The sequence below is a fragment of the Kineococcus rubinsiae genome, assembly GCF_011839805.1.
GTDB classification, from domain to species: Bacteria; Actinomycetota; Actinomycetes; order Actinomycetales; family Kineococcaceae; genus Kineococcus; species Kineococcus rubinsiae.
Genome location: NZ_VWPY01000048.1, coordinates 1 through 17,237, shown reverse-complemented (window position 1 = coordinate 17,237; position 17,237 = coordinate 1). Strand labels below are relative to the sequence as shown.

Here is a 17,237-nt window from a genome sequence, read left to right as displayed (position 1 = left end):
CCCGGCGCGGCGGGGCGCGTCAGGAGGCCCGGCGCGTCAACGCGCGGCGTGGAGGTGGTGCAGCAGGAGGGCGGTCTGCGCCCGGGTGATCGCGTGGTCGCCGTCCAGCGTGAAGCCCAGCGCGCGCTCGGCGTGGGCGAGGCGGCCCGCGATCGAGGAGTGGTGCAGGTGCAGCTGCACCGCGGCGGCGCGGTGCGAGCGCGTGCGGCACACCGCGGCGAGGGTCGCGAGCAGGCCCCGGCCCCCGGCGCGGCCGCCGAGCTCGGTGAGGGCCCGCACGTCGGCCAGGCCGCGCGCGACCTCCCCCGGCACGGTCGCGAGGGCGGTCAGGGCGCCGAGCTCCTCGTGCGACACGAGCCGGTCGTCCCTCGTGCCGTGCAACCCGGCCGCCGCGAAGCGCAGGGCGACCAGCGCCTGCGACCAGCCCAGGGCCGCCGACGCCGGGGAGGGGACCTCCCGGGTCGCCGCGGTCGTCGCCTCGTCCACGAGGTCGTCGGGTCGCAGGCGCCCCCCCTGCACCAGGAGCGCCTCGACGTCGCCGGCCCCGGCCCGCCGCAGCACCCCGGCCCGCTCCGCGAGCCGGGTCGCGAGCTCCCCCGTGCCGCCCCCGGCGACGGTGACGACCTGCACGCCCGCGTCCGCGCGCAGCCCCAGGTGCAGCGCGGCGCGCGCCCGCTCGCCGTCGTCGGCGGTCGGAGACAGCAGCAGCTGGACGAGGGCCTGCTCGCCCGCGGCCGGGCCCACCTCCGCCGGGGGGAGCGCCGCCTCCCGGCGGCGAGCGGCGCGGTGGGGTCCGACCGCCCGGGCGAGGTGCTGCACCAGGAGGGCGTCGAGCGGACCGGCGCTCTCGCGCTCCAGCCAGAGGCGGGGGCCGTCGTGCGCCGGCCGCGGGGTCAGCAGGCGCCCGTCGGGGGCGACCCGCAGGGACGCACCGCCCGGGTCGTCGAGGCCGACGACGCACTCGGCGAGGGCCGCGGCCGCGCGCAGCAGGCCCGTGAGGTCGCTGTGCCGGCGGCGCAGCGCGTCGACGGTGGCGGCCAGCCGTGCGGCCGGATCGGCGTCGGCCCGCAGCATCGACAACGTCACCAGCAGCGGCTGCATCGTCGCAGCGCCTCCTGTCGGTCGGCCTCGTCGCGTCGTCGCGACCTCCGCAGCCTACGGCGGTGACCGCGCCGCGGGGGAGTTCCGAGAGCCCCGTCACCTGCGGTGCGCAGGGGTGACGGGGCTCCCGGTCCGGCTCAGCGGGCGACGACGTCCTGCAGCGTCGCCCGGGCGCCCCTGGCGTGCAGCGACGCCAGGGTCGCGGTGAACTCCGCGACGAACCGCTCGTCGTCGACGAGGTCGCCGAACAGGGTCCGGTCGGCGATGAACGCCGTCGGGTCCTCGCCCTGGCGGCGGGCCGTCGCCGTGAGCTGGGCCGTGAGGCGGTCCTGCACGGTGATGGGCTCGCCCGCCTCGTCGACGCCCTCGGCGTAGCGGGCCCAGCTCGCCACGACCGCGGCCGCGCGGTGGAACTCCCCGCCCGTGGCCAGCTGGTGGCGCACCACGGGCAGCAGCCACTTCGGGATCCGGTCGGAGCTCTCGGCGCACAGCCGGGCGACGGTGTCGCGCACCTCGCCGTTGGAGAACCGGGAGATCAGCTCGTGGCGGTACTCGTCGAGATCGATGCCCGGCACCGGGCTGAGCGTCGGCGTCCCCTCGCGCTCCATGTAGGCGAGCAGGAACTCCGCGAACAGCGGGTCCTGCGCCACCTCGTGGACCAGGCGGTAGCCCGCGAGGTAGCCGAAGTAGCACAGCGCCTGGTGGCTGGCGTTGAGCAGGCGCAGCTTCATCAGCTCGTACGGCCCGACGTCGGCGACGACCTGCACGCCGGCGTCCTCGTAGGGCGGGCGGCCCAGGACGAAGTCGTCCTCCAGGACCCACTGGACGAACGGCTCGCAGACCACGGGCCAGCCGTCCTCGATGCCGAAGGACTCCCGCACCTCCGCGCGGTCGGCGTCGGTCGTGCCGGGGGTGATCCGGTCGACCATCGAGTTCGGGAAGGTGACGTGGGCGTCGATCCAGGCCCCGAGCTCCGGGTCCTTCAGCGTGGCGTAGGCGACGAACACCTGGTGGGCGACGTGGCCGTTGCCCTGGATGTTGTCGCACGACATCACGGTGAACGCGGGGACGCCGCGGTCCCGGCGCCGGCGCAGGGCCTCGGTGACCAGGCCGAAGGACGTGCGGGGCAGTGCCCCCTCGGCCAGGTCGGCGACCACGTCGGGGTTCTCGGCGTCGAACTCGCCGGTCACCGCGTGGATGTTGTAGCCGCCCTCGGTGACGGTGAGGGACACGATGCGGATCCGCTCGTCGGCCATCACCTCGATGGCGGCGTCGGGGTCGTCCGGGGCGAGGGTGACGTCCAGGATCGAGCCGACGACGCGGGGTTCGCGGCTGCCGTCCGGGTCCTTGAGCACCAGCGTGTAGAGGCCGCCCTGCTCCTGCAGGACCTCCTTGATCCGCGCGTCGTGCGGCAGGACGCCGATCCCGCGGATGCCCCAGTCCAGGGCCTTGCCGTCGTTCATCAGCCGGTCCAGGTACATGGCCTGGTGCGCGCGGTGGAACCCGCCCACGCCCAGGTGCACGATCCCGGGCGTCACGGCGCTGCGGTCGTAGGCCGGGACCGGGACGGACCCGCCGATGGTGGCGAGGTTCTCCGGCGACAGGGGTGTCGCTGCGGTGGTCGACGTCACTTGACGGCTCCGAGGGAGAGGCCCTGCACCAGCTTGTCCTGCGCGGCGAACCCCGCGACGAGCACGGGCAGCGAGACGGCCGTCGCCGCGGCGCACAGCTGGGCGAGGAACAGGCCCTGGCTGGTGACGAAGCTCGTCAGGAAGACGGGCGACGTGCCGGCGATGGTCGCCGTCAGCGTGCGGGCCAGCAGCAGCTCGTTCCAGCTGAAGATGAAGCAGATCAGCGAGGTGGCCGCGATCCCCGGCATGGCCACGGGCGCCACGACGGTGACGAGCGTGCGCAGCAGGCCGGCGCCGTCGATGGAGGCGGCCTCGAGGATGTCGACCGGCACCTCGGCGAGGAACGAGCGCATCATCCAGACCGCGATCGGCAGGTTCATCGACGTGTACAGCAGGACGAGCAGCCAGATGTTGTCCAGCAGCCCGGTCTTCTGGGCGAACAGGTACAGCGGCAGCAGGCCCGCGACGATGGGCAGGAACTTGGTCGAGAGGAAGAAGAACATCACGTCGGTCCACTTCTCGACCGGACGGATGGACAGCGCGTAGGCGGCGGGGATCGCCAGGCAGAGCACGATCAGCGTCGAGACGACCGAGGCCATGAGCGAGTTCAGCAGCGGCGCCTCGGGCCCCGCGGACAGGAACGAGCGGTAGCCGTCGAGCGTGAGCCCCGCGGCGATCGACGGCGGGTTGGTCGCCGCGTCGGTCTCGGAGTGCAGCGACGTCAGCACCATCCACAGGACCGGGGCGACGAACAGGAAGCCCACGATCCAGGCCAGGAGGCTGAGCAGCGGCTTGGGCGGCTGCATCGAGCGGGCCTTGCGCTCCCGCCGCGTGGTGGCGACGTGGGCGGTGCGGACGGGCGCGGTGGCGGTGCTCATCGCGAGACCTCCTCCTTGAACATGGACGACACCACGCGCAGGGCGAAGGTCGCGATGATGATGGTGCCGATGACCACGACGATGCCCATCGCCGAGGCGAGGCCGTACTCGTGGGCGGAGAAGAAGGTCTGGTAGATCGTGTACGGCAGGTTGGCCGTGCCGAGCCCGCCGGAGGTGATGGTGAAGACGGCGTCGAAGTTCTGGACGATGTAGATCGACCCGAGCAGGCCGCCGAGCTCCAGGTACTGCCGCAGGTGCGGGAAGGTCTGGTAGCGGAAGATCTGCCAGGCGTTGGCGCCGTCCATGCGGGCCGCCTCGACGACGTCGCCCGGCTTGGACTGCAGGCCGGCCAGGATGATCAGCATCATGAACGGCGTCCACTGCCAGATCAGCGCGGCCTCGATGGCCAGCTTCGGCCCCTCGCTCAGCCAGTCGGGCTGCGGCGGGTTGTCGCTGCCGAAGAGCCGCCAGATCGAGGTGAGCAGGCCGTTGAACAGGCCGTAGCTCGGGTTGAACAGCGCGTGCTTCCAGAGCAGGGCCGCGGCGATCGGCACGACGAGGAACGGCGCGATCATCATGGTGCGCACCGCGCCGCGGCCGAAGAACTTGCGGTCCAGCAGCAGGGCGATGAGCAGGCCGAGCACCAGGCTGACGAGGACGACGGTCACCGTGATGACCAGCGTGTTCCACACCGAGGCGCGCAGGTTGGCGTCGGTGAAGACCTCGACGTAGTTGCTGATGCCGGCGAAGCCGCGCCGGTCGGGGCGCAGCGAGTTCCAGTCCAGAAACGAGATGACGATCGTCACCACGAAGGGGAGCTGCGTCACCACGATCGTGAAGAGCAGGGCCGGCATCAGCGGGGCCCGGCGGGCCCAGTCGGCCGCCTTGCGCGCGGACCCGGCGGGCCTGCCCGGCGGCGGCGTCTCGGCGGGGGTGGGGGTGAGGGCGGTGCTGCCCGGACTGCTCATGGGGGGTCCTCCGACGTCCTGCGTGCTGCAGCCGTTGGTGCGGGGGTGGCCGCGTGCGGGGGGACCCGCCGACGGCGTGGGAACGGCCCCGCCCGCGATCAGCGGGCGGGGCCGGGTGGGGATCAGCTCTTGTAGACCTCGGAGACCTGCTTCTCCGCCAGGGCCTGGCCGTCGTCGAGGGCCTTCTCGACGGTGGTCTGGCCCGCGATGGCGGAGGAGACGCCCTGCGAGACCTGCGTGCCCAGGTTCGCGAACTCGGGGACCGCGACGAACTGGATGCCCGCGGCCGGTCGCTTCTGCACACCCGGGTTCGACGGGTCGGCCGCGTTGATGGCGTCCTGGGTGGCCTTGTAGAACGGGGCCGCGGACTGCTGGTACTCGGTGTTCTCGTACGTCGAGTTGCGCTTGCCGGCGGGCACGCTGGCCCAGCCGACCTTCGAACCCACGAGCTCCTCGTACTTCTGGCTGGAGGCCCAGGAGATGAACTTCCAGGCGTCCTCCTGCTTCTTGGACGCCTTCTGCACGCCCCACGCCCACGTGTACAGCCAGCCCGAGGAGTCCGTCTTGTTCACCGGGGCGGCGACGTAGCCCATCTTGCCCGCGACGGGCGAGCCCGTGGCGTCGAGCGATCCGGCGGCCGACGTCGCGTCGTACCACATGGCGACCTGGCTCTGGGTCATGCCGTTCAGGCACTCGGTGAAGCCGGCCTGCGGGGCGCCGGGCTCGCCGTGGGCGCGGACGAGGTCGACGTAGAACTTCGTCGCCTCGACGAACTCCGGGGCGTTGACCTGGGCGTTCCAGTTCTCGTCGAACCAGGTGCCGCCGAAGGTGTTGACCACGGTGGTCAGCGGGGCGAAGACCTGGCCCCAGCCGGGCTGGCCGCGCAGGGCGATGCCCTTCATGTTCGGCGCCGCGCCGTCGAGCTGGGCCGCGAAGTCCGCGATCTCCTGCCAGGTCGGCTTCTCGGGCATCTGCAGGCCCTTGGACTCGAAGATGTCCTTGCGGTACATGAGGAACGAGGACTCGCCGTAGAAGGGCTCGGCGTAGACCTTGCCGTCCTCACCGGTCAGCGCGGTGGCCAGTGGGGCCAGGATGTCGTCCTGCCCGAAGGCCGAGTCGCCCGAGATGAAGTCGTCCAGCGGGGCCAGCCAGCCGAGCTTGGAGTAGAACGGCACCTCGTAGTTGGAGATCGACGCCACGTCGTACTGACCGGCCTGGCTGGAGAACTCCTGGCTGATCTTGTCGCGCACGTCGTTCTCGGGCAGCACCGTGTAGTTCACCGTGATGCCGGTGTCCTTGGTGAAGTTGTCCGCGGTGAGCTTCTGCAGGTCGATCATCTGCGGGTTGTTGACCATGATCACGCTGATGCTCTTGGCGTCGCCGCCACCCCCGCCGCCCCCGCCGGTGGTTCCGCCGCCGGCGCCCGAGCAGCTGCTCAGCAGGGCCGCGCCGCCGAGGCCACCCAGTCCGGCCATCGCTGCACGACGGCTCACGCCCCGGGTCTCGCTCTGACGTCCGGTCATCGTCCCCTCCAGTGTCTTCATCGACAGGTCCCAGGTGCTGGAGCCGGTTCCGCGCTCCGCTGGGGTGGCCCGTTTGCCATTCGCTCATGTGAGCGGGCTACTCTCAGCTGTGCAGATCGTGACCTGCGCCACGGAGCTTGTCAACTCTGCGAGCGTCGCCGTCCCCGGACCGAAGGAGGTCACGCGGTGAGGAAGACTTCGAGCTCTGCCGCCCCTGGTGCCGGGGCGGCGCCGCCCGCCGGACCGAGGAGGAACCCGTGAGCCGTTCCCCCGCCCGCGGGTCCGCGTCGGTCAGCGGCCTCGCCCTGGCGGCCGCCGCGGCGCAGCGCTTCTACGTCGAGAACCTGACGAAGACGGAGATCGCCAAGCAGCTCGGGGTCAGCCGGTTCAAGGTCGCCCGGCTGCTGGCCGACGCGCAGGAGGCCGGCCTCGTCCAGATCCGCGTCCTGGCCCCGCCCTCGCTCGACGCCGAGCTGGCGGAGGCGCTGCGCACGCGGTTCGGGGTGCCGGCCGCGTTCGTCCTGCGCGCCGCGGAGGACACCGTCCTGGGGCAGCGTCGCGCCGTGGGCGTCTTCACCGCCGGCCTGCTGCAGGAGGTCCTGGCCCCCGAGGACGTCGTCGGGCTCGCCTGGGGCCGCGCGATCTCCGTCGTCGCGGCCTCGGTGCACGCCCCCCTGCGGTGCCGCTTCGTCCAGCTGTCCGGGGCCCTGCCGCGCCCGGACGTGGAGGAGAGCGCGGTCGACCTCGTGCGCCGCGTCGCGGCCGGGACCTCGTCGACCGCGGTGACGTTCTACGCCCCGCTGGCCGTCGCGGACGCCGCGACCGCCGACAGCCTGCGCGCGCAGTCGGGGATCGCGGAGGCGCTGGCCGAGCACGAGCACCTGACGAAGGCGGTCGTCTCGATCGGGGCCTGGACGTCGGGGGAGTCCACCGCCCTGGACTCCCTCGAGGCCGGCGACGCGCGCGTGCTCGCCGACGCCGGCGCGGTCGCGGAGATCACCGGGGTGCTGCTCGACGCCGCGGGGAGGCAGGTCCCGGGCCTGTCCGACCGGGTCATCGGGATCACCGCCGAGCAGCTGCGCCGCACGCCCGACGTCATCGCCATGGCCACAGGCGACGCGGACCTGCGGGCCGGGGCGGTCGCGGCCGTCCTGCGCAGCGGGCTGGTCTCGGCGCTCGTCACGCACGCCGGGCTGGCCCGCCGGGTGCTGGAGGTGCCCGACCCGGCGTCCTGACCGCTCCTCCCGCCGTGGTCATGCAGGTACCACCTGCACGACCACGGCGGGGTGGGGGGTCAGAAGCCGCGGACCTCGTGGGGCTCGTACGGCGCCTCGAGCTCGGCGACCTCGTCGTCGGTGAGGACGAGGTCGACGGCCGCGACCGCGTCGTCGAGGTGGTGCGGCTTGGTCGCCCCCACGATCGGCGCGGTGACCACGGGGTTGCGCGCGACCCAGGCGAGCGCGACCTGCGCGCGCGGAACCCCGCGGCGCTCCGCGACCCGGGCGACCGCGGCCGCGATGTCCGCGTCGGAGTCGCGGTACAGGCTCTTGCCGAACTCGTCCTTCTCGGAGCGGTTCGTCGACTCGTCCCAGTCGCGGGTCAGCTTGCCGCGCGCCAGCGGGCTCCACGGGATGACGCCGATGCCCTCGTCCGCGCACAGCGGCAGCATCTCCCGCTCCTCCTCGCGGTAGAGGAGGTTGTAGTGGTCCTGCATCGTGACGAACCGGCGCCAGCCGTGGGCGTCCTGCAGGTGCAGCGCCTTGGCGAACTGCCACGCCCACATCGACGACGCCCCGAGGTAGCGGACCTTGCCCGCGGTCACGACGTCGTCGAGCGCCTGCAGCGTCTCCTCGAGCGGGACGCTCGGGTCGAACCGGTGGATCTGGTAGAGGTCGATGTAGTCGGTGCCGAGGCGCCGCAGGCTGTTGTCGACCTCGCTGAGGATCGCCTGCCGCGACAGTCCGCCACCGTTCGGGCCGGGCCGCATGCGCCCGTGGACCTTCGTCGCGATGACGACCTGGTCGCGCGGGACGGCCTTGAGCAGGACGTTCCCGACGATCTCCTCGCTGGAGCCGTTGGAGTAGACGTTCGCCGTGTCGTAGAAGGTGACGCCCGCGTCGAGCGCGCGGTGCAGGAAGGGGGCGCTGTCCGCCTCGGGCAGCGTCCACGGGTGCCCGCCGCGGTCGGGGTCGCCGTAGCTCATGCAGCCCAGGCAGAGCCGGGACACCTCGAGGCCGGTGGAGCCGAGCTTCACGTAGTCCATGCGCCGATCCTCACGGACCCGGGCGGGGTCCGCTCGCTCAGGCCGGCGGTCCGGGCGCCCGGGCCAGCAGGACCGCCTGGTCGTCGCCCTCCGCCCCGCGGGGACGGCGCACCAGCCGGCACACCTCCGCGAGGCCGACCGCCGCCAGGTCCCCGGCGACCTCGTCCGCGGTGACCAGGTGGCGCTCCAGGACGACGTCGTGGCCGAAGCGGCGGTAGACCGCACCGACGTCGCGGACCCCGTGCCCGGACTGGAACGCGACGACGACGTGGCCGCCGGGGCGCAGCACCCGCGCCGCCTCCGCGAAGAGGCGCCGGTGACCGGACGGCGGCGTGTGGATGGTCGAGTACCAGAGCACGACCCCCGCGAAGGAGGCGTCGCCGAAGGGCAGGTCGGTCAGGGAGCCCACGGCGAACCGGACGCCGGGGTTCTCGCGGCGCGCCACCGCGACCATGCCCGGGGACAGGTCCACCCCCTCGACGAGGCAGCCGCGCTGCGCGAGGTAGCGGGTCAGGCGGCCCGTCCCGCACCCGGCGTCCAGGACCCGCGCGCTGCCCTGGCCCTCGCCCTCGTCGTGGTTCTGGACCTGACCGGTGACCGCCGCGGCGAAGGCGTCGAGCACGGCCAGGTCCAGCGGCGCCTCGGCGCGGGTGTCCGGCAGGTGGGCGGCGTAGTCCTCGGCGACGGTGTCGTACGCGTGCCGCACGCCCGAGGGGTCGGAGGTGTCCACCGGCGACACCCTGCCCCGTGCGGGCGCGCCACCGCACCCCGGACGGCGCCTAGACGATCGTGTACCCGCCGTCGATGACGAAGGACTGCCCCACGACGTAGCGCGCCGCGGGGGAGAGCAGCCACGCGACGAGGCCCGCGACGTCCTCCGGTTCGCCCATCTCCCCGGTGGGGATGCGCGAGCGCCAGAACGCGCCCATCTCGGGGTTGGCGTCGATGAACTGCCGGGTCATGTCCGAGGCGATGTAGCCGGGGGACACCGCGTTCACCCGGATCCCCAGCGGGATCCACTCCACGGCCAGCGACTTCGTGAGGGCCTCGACGGCCGCCTTGGACGCGTTGTAGGACGCCTGCGGCTGCGGGACGTTGACGATCCGCCCGGACATCGAGGCGATGTTCACCACGGCACCGGGGGAGCCGGCCGCGACGCACGAGCGCGCGAAGGCCTGGCACGTCAGGAAGGTCCCGGTGAGGTTCACCGCGAGCACGCGGTTCCACTCCGCGGGCGTCACGTCGATCGCGTCGCGGGCGTGGGTGATGCCGGCGCAGTTCACGAGCAGGTCCGGCGGGCCGAGGGTCTCGGTCACCGTGCGGAACACCGCGTCCACCGAGTCCGGGTCGGTGACGTCCAGGCTCGTGCCGAGCGTCGTGACGTCCGCCTCGGCGCCGAGCTCCGCGGCCACCTCGGCCACGTCGGGGTTCAGGTCGCCGAGCGCGAGGTTCGCCCCGCGGGTCGCGAGCTCGCGGGCGATGGCCAGGCCGATGCCCCGGGCGCCGCCGGTGACGACCGCGGTCCGGCCCTCGAGGTCGGTGGGGGAGGTGCGCGCCACCCCCGTCACCGCCGCTGGGAGGCGTGCGAGGCGGCGAGCAGGTGGTCGCCGACGAACCGCCGCGCGTGCGCCGCGAGGTCGTCGCCGTCGTCCCAGAGGTTGCGCCAGATGGCCAGGTCGTTCGAGAGCCCGCGCGAGACGACCGCCGAGGAGAAGCTCTCGAACGTGATCGGGCCCGTGTAGCCGATGTCCAGCAGGGCGTGGAAGAACGCCGGGAAGTCGAGGTGCCCGGAACCCAGGTACCCGCGGTGGTTCTCGCCGATGTGGACGTAGCCGAGGCGGTCGCCGACCTCCAGCACGGGGCGGACGAGGTCGTCCTCCTCGATGTTCATGTGGTATGTGTCGAGGTGGATCACGAGGTTGTCCTCGCCCACGTCGTCGGCGAGGCGCAGCGCGTCGTGGGCGGTGTTCACCACGTTCGTCTCGTAGCGGTTGCAGATCTCCAGCCCGAGCGTGACCCCGCGCCCGCGCGCCTCCTGCGCCGTCTCGCGCAGCACCCGGACGACGTTCTCCCGCCCGCCCGGCGTGAGCGGGGCGGAGTACTTGCCGAGGGCCGAGTACAGGGCCCCCGCGAGCATCGTCCCGCCGAGACCGGCGACGACCTCGAGGGAGTCCATGAGCAGCTTCGCGCCGCGGTCCACGACGGCCGGGTCCTCGCTGGAGATGTCCGCGTCGAAGGCGAGCCCCCGCGAGCAGGCCACGGCCAGGCCGTGCTCGGCCAGCAGGGCCTTCGTGCCGGCCACGTCGAGGCTGGTCGAGTCGTGGAGGGAGAACTCCAGCAGGTCGAAACCGGCTGCGGCCGTGCGGGTGACGGCCCGCTCGATGTCCTCGGGGCTCAGCCCCCCGGCCCAGACGAGGGCGTGGCAGCCCAGGGGGTTGGCGGGGCGGGGCAGGTCGGGCACGGCAGTCTCCTCGTCGTCGAGCTCCTGTCGCCGCGACCCTACTCACGCTCACGGCGAACACGGAATTGAGCCGTGTGCACTCAGGTTGATGCCGTCGAAGGCGCTCAACCGAGAGCGCCGACGAGAACGAGGAGAACATCGTGAGCACCCAGTCCTGGGCGTCCGTCCGCAGCGGTCGCGACGCGCAGTTCACCACCCCGTTCGACACCCTGGTCCGGACGGCGTTCGCGCCCGTCGCGGTCCGCACCGTGCCGAGCGGCCGCCCCGTCCCCGCGGCGGAGGTCGTCCGCGACGGTGACGACGCGCTCGTCCGCCTGGACCTGCCGGGCGTCGACGTCGCGGCCGACGTGACCGTCGAGGTCGACGGCGAGCGGCTCGTCGTGCGCGGCGAGCGCAAGGACATCCGCGAGGAGTCCCAGCGCGGGCGCGGCCTGCGGGAGGTCCGCTACGGCACCTTCCGCCGCGTCTTCACGCTGCCGACCTCCGTCGGGGCCGACGCCGTGAGCGCCACCTACGACGCGGGCGTCCTGACCGTGCGCGTCGCCGGCGCGCACGCCACCACCCCGGCCCGCCGCATCGAGGTCACGACGGCCGCACCGGTCGCCGTGAGCGCGAGCGGCACCGAGGGCAGCGACAGCAGCACCGCCACCGAGGCTCCCTCCGCCGAGTGATCCCCGGGTGAGCGAGGGCTCCGTGCGGCTCAGCGGCCGTTGAGCCGCACGGAGCTCGACAGCAGGGCCGCGTGCACGAACGCCTGGGGCAGGTTGCCCCGCAGCTGCCGCTGGGAGACGTCGTACTCCTCGGCGAGCAGCGCGGCGGGACCGCACGCGGCCCGGTTGCGCTCGAAGAAGCGGAAGGCCTCGACCTCGCGGCCGGCCGCGAACAGCGCCTCAGCGGTGATGAACCCGCAGAGCACGAACGCCCCCTCGGTCGAGCCCAGCGGCATCGAGTCGGGGGAGTAGCGGTAGACGTGGTGGTCGACCACGAGGTCGGCGAGCACCCCCTCCAGCGTCGCCGTCGTCCGCGGGTCGTCCACGGGCAGCGCGCCGTGCAGGGCCGGGCGCAGCAGGGCCGCGTCCACGCCGGGGCGGTCGGGGCTGCGCTGCCACCGGCCCAGCTCGGGGTGCAGCGAGGTCCGCGACGTCTCGGCGAGGATCGCGTCCGCCAGCGCCGCCGTGCGCGCCGCCTGCCCGGGCGGCACCACGGCCGCGACGCTGCGCAGCCCGGCCACGCACTCCAGCCGCGAGTGCGTCCAGACGTCGTCGTCGATCTCCCAGATGCCCGCCTCGGGCTCCCGCCAGCGCGCCTCGACGGCTGCGACCGCCACCGTCACCGCGCGCGCCCCGTCCGCGTCGAGCCGGTCGTGCTCCGCGGCCGCGGCCAGCAGCTGCAGGACCACCCCGTAGACGTCGAGCTGGAACTGGTCGCGCACGTGGTTGCCGGCGACGTCCCAGCCGCCCGGGTAGCCGGGCAGGCCCGTCGAGCGCTCCTCGGGCACCGGTGCGCCGTGGACCGTGTAGGCCGGCACCAGCCGGTCGCCGTCGGCGAGGACGCGGGCGACGACGAAGCGCACCAGGGTGTCGAACAGCGCGAGCGGCGTGCCGCAGGCGGCCATCGCGAGCCCCGCGTAGCACTGGTCGCGCACCCACGCGTAGCGGTAGTCGTAGCTGCGCCCGTGCTCGGCGTGCTCGGGCAGCGACATCGTCGCGGCCGCGACCATGCCGCCGGAGTCCGACGTCAGGCCGCGGACCACGGCGTAGGAGTGCCGCGCGTCCACGGGGGCGACGGAGTGCGGGACCTCGGGCACGGCCTCGCTCCAGGTGTGCGCCGTGGACTCCCACGCGTGGTCGGGGTCGACGGGCTCGTCCGGGACGGCCGTGCCGACCTCGAGGACGAGGTCGTGCTGGTCCCCGGCCGGGACGGTCAGCGGCATCCGCAGCACGCCGTCGCGCACGACCGCGTCCGCCATCCCGCTGATGCGCACGTGCAGGTCCCCGGTGCGGCCGTGCCAGCGCCCCGCGTCGTCGCGGCGCAGGCTCCGGAGCGCCTGCGTGCCGAAGCGGGCGCGCAGGTCGAGCACCACCTCCACCTCGCCGTCGCCGATCGCGGCCACGATGCGCCGCAGCACCACGGCGCGCCGCGGGTCGCTCGGCATGGCCAGGGTGTCGCGGCACTCGACCGTGCCGTCGCCGCGGCTGGTCCAGCGGTGCCGGAAGATCAGCGACCCGTCCTCGTAGCCGCCGCCCCAGACGAAGGGGTGCGTGGGGGTGACCGCGAAGACCCCGCGGCCGCCGAGCAGGGCGGACAGCACGGCGTCGTCGTGCCAGTCCGGCGCGCACAGCCACACCATGTCCCCGCGCGGGCCGACCAGGGCCCCGCGGGCCCCGTCGGCGATGAGCGCGTAGTCGCGCAGCACCTGCGGCGGGAACTCCCGGGCGAGCTCGCGGGCGGTGGAGGCGCCGCTCACGAGGTGGGGGCGGCCAGGCCGGTGGTCAGCAGGACCTTCCCGACGTGCTGGGACTCGGTCAGCACGGTGTGGGCGCGGGCCGCCTCGGCCAGCGGCAGCCGGTCGGCGACCACGGGGCGCACGACCCCGTCCGCCAGCAGCGGCCACACGTGGTCGCGCACGCTCGCGACGATGGCGGCCTTCTCCGCCAGCGGCCGGGCGCGCAGCCCGGTGGAGTGGATCGAGGCCCGCTTGGCCATGAGGACGCCCAGGTCGAGCTCGGCCGTGCGCCCGCCCTGCATCCCGATGACGACGAGGCGGCCACCCGTGGCGAGCACCTCCACGTTGCGCTGCAGGTACTTCGCGCCCACGACGTCGAGCACGACGTCGGCGCCGCGCCCGTCGGTGGCGGCGCGGACGGCCTCGACGAAGTCGTCCTCGCGGTAGTTCACGAGCACCTCGGCGCCGAGCTCGGCGCACGCGGCGAGCTTCGCGGCGGAACCCGCGGTCACCGCGACGCGCGCCCCGACCTGGCGGGCGATCTGCACGGCCATCGTCCCGATGCCGCTGGAACCGCCGTGCACGAGCAGCAGCTCGCCGGGCCGCAGCGCCGCGAGCATGAAGACGTTGCTCCACACCGTGCACGCGACCTCGGGCAGCGCGGCCGCGTCGACGACCGTGACCCCCTCGGGGACCGGGAGCAGCTGGCCGACGGGCACGGCGACCTTCTCCGCGTAGCCGCCGCCCGCGAGCAGCGCGCAGACCGGCTCGCCCACGCTCCACCCCGTGACGCCCTCACCGAGCGCGGACACCCAGCCGGAGACCTCCAGGCCCGGGTGCTCGGGCGCCCCGGGCGGCGGGGGGTAGTGGCCCTCGCGCTGCGACAGGTCGGCGCGGTTGACGCCCGCGGCGGCCACGTCGACGAGGACCTCGCCGGGGCCGGGCACCGGGTCGGGCAGGTCGCTGAGGGTCAGGACGTCGGGGCCGCCCGGCTCCCGGATGGTGATCGCGCGCACGCGGCGACACTACGTCCGGCCAGGCCCGTCCGCGCTCCCGGTCCGGCGCCGGTCCAGCACCGCGCGCGCCGCGGCGAGGTCCTCGGGGGTGTCCACGTCGAGGGCCTCCTCGGCGCTGACGTCCACCTCGGCGACGCGGCCCGCGAACAGCGCGCGCAGCGGCTGCCCCGCCACGGCGGGCAGGCCCGCGAGCCGGTGGCGGACGGCGGCGGTCCGGTGGGCCGAGAGCAGGGGCTGGCGCCGCCCGCCGGGGTCGACGCCCACCGCGACGTCGACGCCGGGGGCCGCCGTCCGCAGGGCCCGCACGAGCCGCGGGACCGCGGCGGCCGCGAACGGGTGGTCCCCGCCGAGGACGACGACGACCCCGGTCCCGACGAGCTCCAGCCCGGCCGCCACCCCCGCGAGCGGACCGCCGCCCGGCGGCTCCTCGCGCACCTGCCGCACCCCGGCGGGCAGCGCCCGGGGCGGCCCGACGACGACCACGGGCAGGCCGGCGGCGAGCAGGTCGGCGACGAGGGTGGGCAGCGGGCCGGCGTAGGCCACCGGTTCCAGCAGCTTGTCCGCCCCGGGCCGGTGCCGCGCGAAGCGGGTGCCCTCGCCGCCCGCCAGGACCAGCACGGTCACGGCGTCGGCGGAGCTCACCCGGGGAGTGTGCCGCGCGGGCGCCCCCGCCACCGACTCCGTCGCAGAGCTGACACATGAAGTGACTGTGTGTCACTGTCAAGGGGGGCGCGCCACGGGTGGCTGGGCCGATCGGGCGAATCCGGTGACGCACCCGCGCTCAACCCGGAGGCATGAGGTGCCGATGGGCCGGGTGACGTCCCCACCCGACGGTGGTGACCCTCGTGCGTACGGAAGGTCGACATGCTGCGGAACCTGAGCATCAGAGCGAAGCTGCTGGTCCTCCTCGTCGTGCCGCTGCTCGTGCTGCTCGGCACCGCCGTCGCGGTCAACGCGCAGCAGCTCTCGACCGTGCGCGAGACCCGCGACGCCGCCCGCTTCGCCGCGACCAGCGACGAGGGCGCCACCTTCCTCGTCGCGCTTCAGCGCGAGCGCCTGCTCAGCGTCCAGCTGCTCGCCGGCTCGGACGCGGTCACGGCCGCGGACCTCGACGCCGCGCGCCGCCGGACCGACGCCGCCGACACCGCGCTCACCGCCGCCCTGGCCGAGGTGGAGCTCGACGCCGGCACCGCGACCGCGGCCACCGCCGTCCCGCCGCGGCAGCTGCAGCGCGTCCGCGCGAGCGTCACCGGCGGCAGCACCACCGCCGCCCAGACGCTCGGCGGCTACAGCGCCCTCGCCGACGACTACGCCGACCTGACGCTCGCCGTCGCCGACGACACCGCCGACCGCGACCTGGCCCGGCGCCAGGCCGCCGCCGCCTCCCTCGCCCAGCAGGGCGAGGCCGCCTCCCGCGAGCAGGCCGCCGGCCTGCTCGTCCTCGCGGGCCTCGGCACCGCTGAGCTCGGCCAGGCGCGCAGCGCCGCCGTCGCCCAGCAGGACGTCCTCGCCGCCCAGGCCCGCCGCCTGCCCGCCGGCCTCACCCGCTCCGTCGACGCCGTCCTCGCCGCCCCGGACACCGCCGCCGCCCGCGCGAGGGTGGAGGAGGCCCGGGCCACCTTCACCACCGCCGGCGACGGCGTCCCCGCCCTGGACGCCCAGCAGTGGCTCGACGACTCCTCCCGCCTCGTCGCCGGCCTGTCCGCCGCCGCGGCCGTCGTGGCCGACGACGTCACCCGCGTCGCCGACGACCGGGCGGGCGCGGCGCTCCGGACCTCCGTCCTGCTCGCCCTCGCCAGCCTGCTGGTCGTCGCCCTGGCCGTCCTGCTGGCCACGACCGTCGCCCGCGACATCGCCGGCCGCCTGCGCCGCGTCGCCGCCGCGGCCGTCCGCGCCCGCGAGGAGCTGCCCCGCGCCGTCGAGCGCGCCGGCGCCGACCGCGACCCCGCGGACGCGGAGCTCGTGCGCGTCGCCGACGGCGGGACCGACGAGCTGGGCCGCCTCGGCGCCGTCATCGACGACCTCGGCGCCACCACCCTGGGCATCGCCCGCGACCAGGCCGCGCTGCGCGACTCGATCGCCGAGACCTTCGTCAACGTCGCCCGCCGCGACCAGACGCTGCTGGCCCGCCAGCTCGCGTTCCTGGACCAGCTGGAGCGCGACGAGACCGACCCGGGCACCCTCGAGGACCTCTTCACCCTCGACCACCTCGCGACCCGCATGCGCCGCAACGCCGAGTCCCTGCTCGTCCTGGCCGGCATCACCACGGGCCGCCGCCTGCGCCGCGCCCTGCCGCTGAGCGACGTCATCCGCACCGCGGCCGGGGAGATCGAGCACTACGACCGCATCGACCTGTCCCTGCGCGTCGACCCGCCGGTGGTCGGCCACCTCGCCCTCACCGTCTCGCACCTCGTGGCGGAGCTCCTCGAGAACGCCACGCACTTCTCCGACCCCGGCAGCCGGGTCGTCGTCAGCACCAGCGAGGACGAGCGCGGCGTCGTCGTCGCCATCGCCGACTCCGGCCTCGGCATGGACGCGGACGAGATCGAGCAGGCGCAGCAGCGCATCTCGGGCGGGCGCGCCAGCGAGTTCGTCGGCGCCCAGCGCCTCGGGTTCTTCGTCGTCGGCCGCCTCGCCGGCCGCCTCGACGTCGACGTGCACTTCGACTCCGTCGAGGGCGAGGGGACCACGGTCACCCTCGTCCTCGGGCCCGCGCACTTCGTGCCCGGCAGCGTGAGCGCCGGGCAGCCGGAGCTCCGCGCCCTGGACGCCGCACCCTTCGCGGACGCGGGATCCTCTGTGGACGACGGACCCGCTCTCGCGCAGCCGGTCGCGCCGCCGGCGCTGCCCGACGCGCTCACCGCCGCGGCCGCGGTGGACGCCCCGCCCGTCGTCTCGCCGCCCGCGCCCGGCACGCCCTCGGCGCTGCCCCGCCGCTCGCCGTCGCGCC

The 17,237-nt window shown here is 74.6% G+C and carries 15 protein-coding genes; 3 read left to right on the top strand and 12 right to left on the bottom strand.

Annotation, left to right across the window (positions count from 1 at the left end; all coding sequences use genetic code 11):
• Positions 1–36 precede the first annotated feature (36 nt).
• The 5 genes from F1544_RS18155 to F1544_RS18135 all read right to left on the bottom strand — a co-directional run bounded on the left by F1544_RS18155 (position 37) and on the right by F1544_RS18135 (position 6,053).
• Positions 37–1,101, bottom strand: a complete 1,065-nt coding sequence (locus F1544_RS18155; RefSeq protein WP_167587537.1) for a hypothetical protein — start codon at positions 1,099–1,101, stop codon at positions 37–39.
• A 137-nt stretch (positions 1,102–1,238) separates the two neighbouring features.
• Positions 1,239–2,732, bottom strand: coding sequence for a mannitol dehydrogenase family protein (locus tag F1544_RS18150; RefSeq protein ID WP_167587536.1), 1,494 nt, complete (start codon positions 2,730–2,732; stop codon positions 1,239–1,241).
• Positions 2,729–3,610: a carbohydrate ABC transporter permease gene (locus F1544_RS18145; protein WP_167587535.1), complete on the bottom strand. Its 882-nt coding sequence runs from the start codon at positions 3,608–3,610 to the stop codon at positions 2,729–2,731. The genes F1544_RS18150 and F1544_RS18145 overlap by 4 nt, the downstream gene beginning before the upstream one ends.
• Positions 3,607–4,578: a carbohydrate ABC transporter permease gene (locus tag F1544_RS18140; protein WP_167587534.1), complete on the bottom strand. Its 972-nt coding sequence runs from the start codon at positions 4,576–4,578 to the stop codon at positions 3,607–3,609. The genes F1544_RS18145 and F1544_RS18140 overlap by 4 nt, the downstream gene beginning before the upstream one ends.
• Positions 4,579–4,700: 122 nt before the next feature.
• Positions 4,701–6,053 (bottom strand): ABC transporter substrate-binding protein, encoded by a 1,353-nt coding sequence (locus tag F1544_RS18135; RefSeq protein ID WP_167587533.1) that lies wholly within the window; start codon positions 6,051–6,053, stop codon positions 4,701–4,703.
• 305 nt (positions 6,054–6,358) lie between these two features.
• Here F1544_RS18135 and F1544_RS18130 point away from each other — a divergent pair, with 305 nt between their 5' ends.
• The gene (locus tag F1544_RS18130) at positions 6,359–7,336 is read left to right on the top strand and encodes a sugar-binding transcriptional regulator (protein ID WP_167587532.1); all 978 of its coding nucleotides are present in this window, start codon (positions 6,359–6,361) and stop codon (positions 7,334–7,336) included.
• A 59-nt stretch (positions 7,337–7,395) separates the two neighbouring features.
• On the opposite strand, the gene F1544_RS18125 is transcribed toward F1544_RS18130, so the two are convergent.
• From F1544_RS18125 to F1544_RS18110, 4 genes are read right to left on the bottom strand one after another with little or no spacing between them, the layout of a single operon-like run.
• The gene (locus tag F1544_RS18125; RefSeq protein WP_167587531.1) at positions 7,396–8,364 is read right to left on the bottom strand and encodes an aldo/keto reductase; all 969 of its coding nucleotides are present in this window, start codon (positions 8,362–8,364) and stop codon (positions 7,396–7,398) included.
• A gap of 37 nt (positions 8,365–8,401) precedes the next feature.
• Positions 8,402–9,094, bottom strand: coding sequence for a class I SAM-dependent methyltransferase (locus tag F1544_RS18120; RefSeq protein ID WP_208972139.1), 693 nt, complete (start codon positions 9,092–9,094; stop codon positions 8,402–8,404).
• A 49-nt stretch (positions 9,095–9,143) separates the two neighbouring features.
• Complete coding sequence (locus tag F1544_RS18115; protein WP_208972138.1) at positions 9,144–9,923, bottom strand: SDR family NAD(P)-dependent oxidoreductase; 780 nt, start codon at positions 9,921–9,923, stop codon at positions 9,144–9,146.
• Positions 9,924–9,928: 5 nt separating this feature from the next.
• Positions 9,929–10,825, bottom strand: coding sequence for a sugar phosphate isomerase/epimerase family protein (locus F1544_RS18110; RefSeq protein ID WP_208972137.1), 897 nt, complete (start codon positions 10,823–10,825; stop codon positions 9,929–9,931).
• A gap of 140 nt (positions 10,826–10,965) precedes the next feature.
• Here F1544_RS18110 and F1544_RS18105 point away from each other — a divergent pair, with 140 nt between their 5' ends.
• Positions 10,966–11,496 (top strand): Hsp20/alpha crystallin family protein, encoded by a 531-nt coding sequence (locus tag F1544_RS18105; protein WP_167587529.1) that lies wholly within the window; start codon positions 10,966–10,968, stop codon positions 11,494–11,496.
• 29 nt (positions 11,497–11,525) lie between these two features.
• Here F1544_RS18105 and F1544_RS18100 read toward each other — a convergent pair whose 3' ends face one another.
• From F1544_RS18100 to mobA, 3 genes are read right to left on the bottom strand one after another with little or no spacing between them, the layout of a single operon-like run.
• The gene (locus F1544_RS18100; RefSeq protein ID WP_308470161.1) at positions 11,526–13,292 is read right to left on the bottom strand and encodes a glycoside hydrolase family 15 protein; all 1,767 of its coding nucleotides are present in this window, start codon (positions 13,290–13,292) and stop codon (positions 11,526–11,528) included.
• Positions 13,289–14,287, bottom strand: a complete 999-nt coding sequence (locus tag F1544_RS18095) for an NAD(P)H-quinone oxidoreductase (protein WP_167587528.1) — start codon at positions 14,285–14,287, stop codon at positions 13,289–13,291. The genes F1544_RS18100 and F1544_RS18095 overlap by 4 nt, the downstream gene beginning before the upstream one ends.
• 9 nt (positions 14,288–14,296) lie before the next feature.
• Positions 14,297–14,929 carry a molybdenum cofactor guanylyltransferase gene (gene mobA, locus F1544_RS18090; protein WP_167587527.1) on the bottom strand — a complete coding sequence of 211 codons (633 nt, stop codon included), beginning with the start codon at positions 14,927–14,929 and terminating at the stop codon, positions 14,297–14,299.
• A gap of 222 nt (positions 14,930–15,151) precedes the next feature.
• Here mobA and F1544_RS18085 point away from each other — a divergent pair.
• A partial coding sequence (locus tag F1544_RS18085) for a sensor histidine kinase (protein ID WP_167587526.1) occupies positions 15,152–17,237 on the top strand: 2,086 nt, incomplete at its 3' end.

Excerpts from the sequence above, each read along its gene's own strand:
- F1544_RS18155 (WP_167587537.1), bottom strand. The coding sequence starts at position 1,101 with ATGCAGCCGCTGCTGGTGACGTTGTCGATGCTGCGGGCCGACGCCGAT.
- F1544_RS18140 (WP_167587534.1), bottom strand. The coding sequence starts at position 4,578 with ATGAGCAGTCCGGGCAGCACCGCCCTCACCCCCACCCCCGCCGAGACG.
- F1544_RS18125 (WP_167587531.1), bottom strand. The coding sequence starts at position 8,364 with ATGGACTACGTGAAGCTCGGCTCCACCGGCCTCGAGGTGTCCCGGCTC.
- F1544_RS18135 (WP_167587533.1), bottom strand. The coding sequence starts at position 6,053 with ATGGCCGGACTGGGTGGCCTCGGCGGCGCGGCCCTGCTGAGCAGCTGC.
- F1544_RS18145 (WP_167587535.1), bottom strand. The coding sequence starts at position 3,610 with ATGAGCACCGCCACCGCGCCCGTCCGCACCGCCCACGTCGCCACCACG.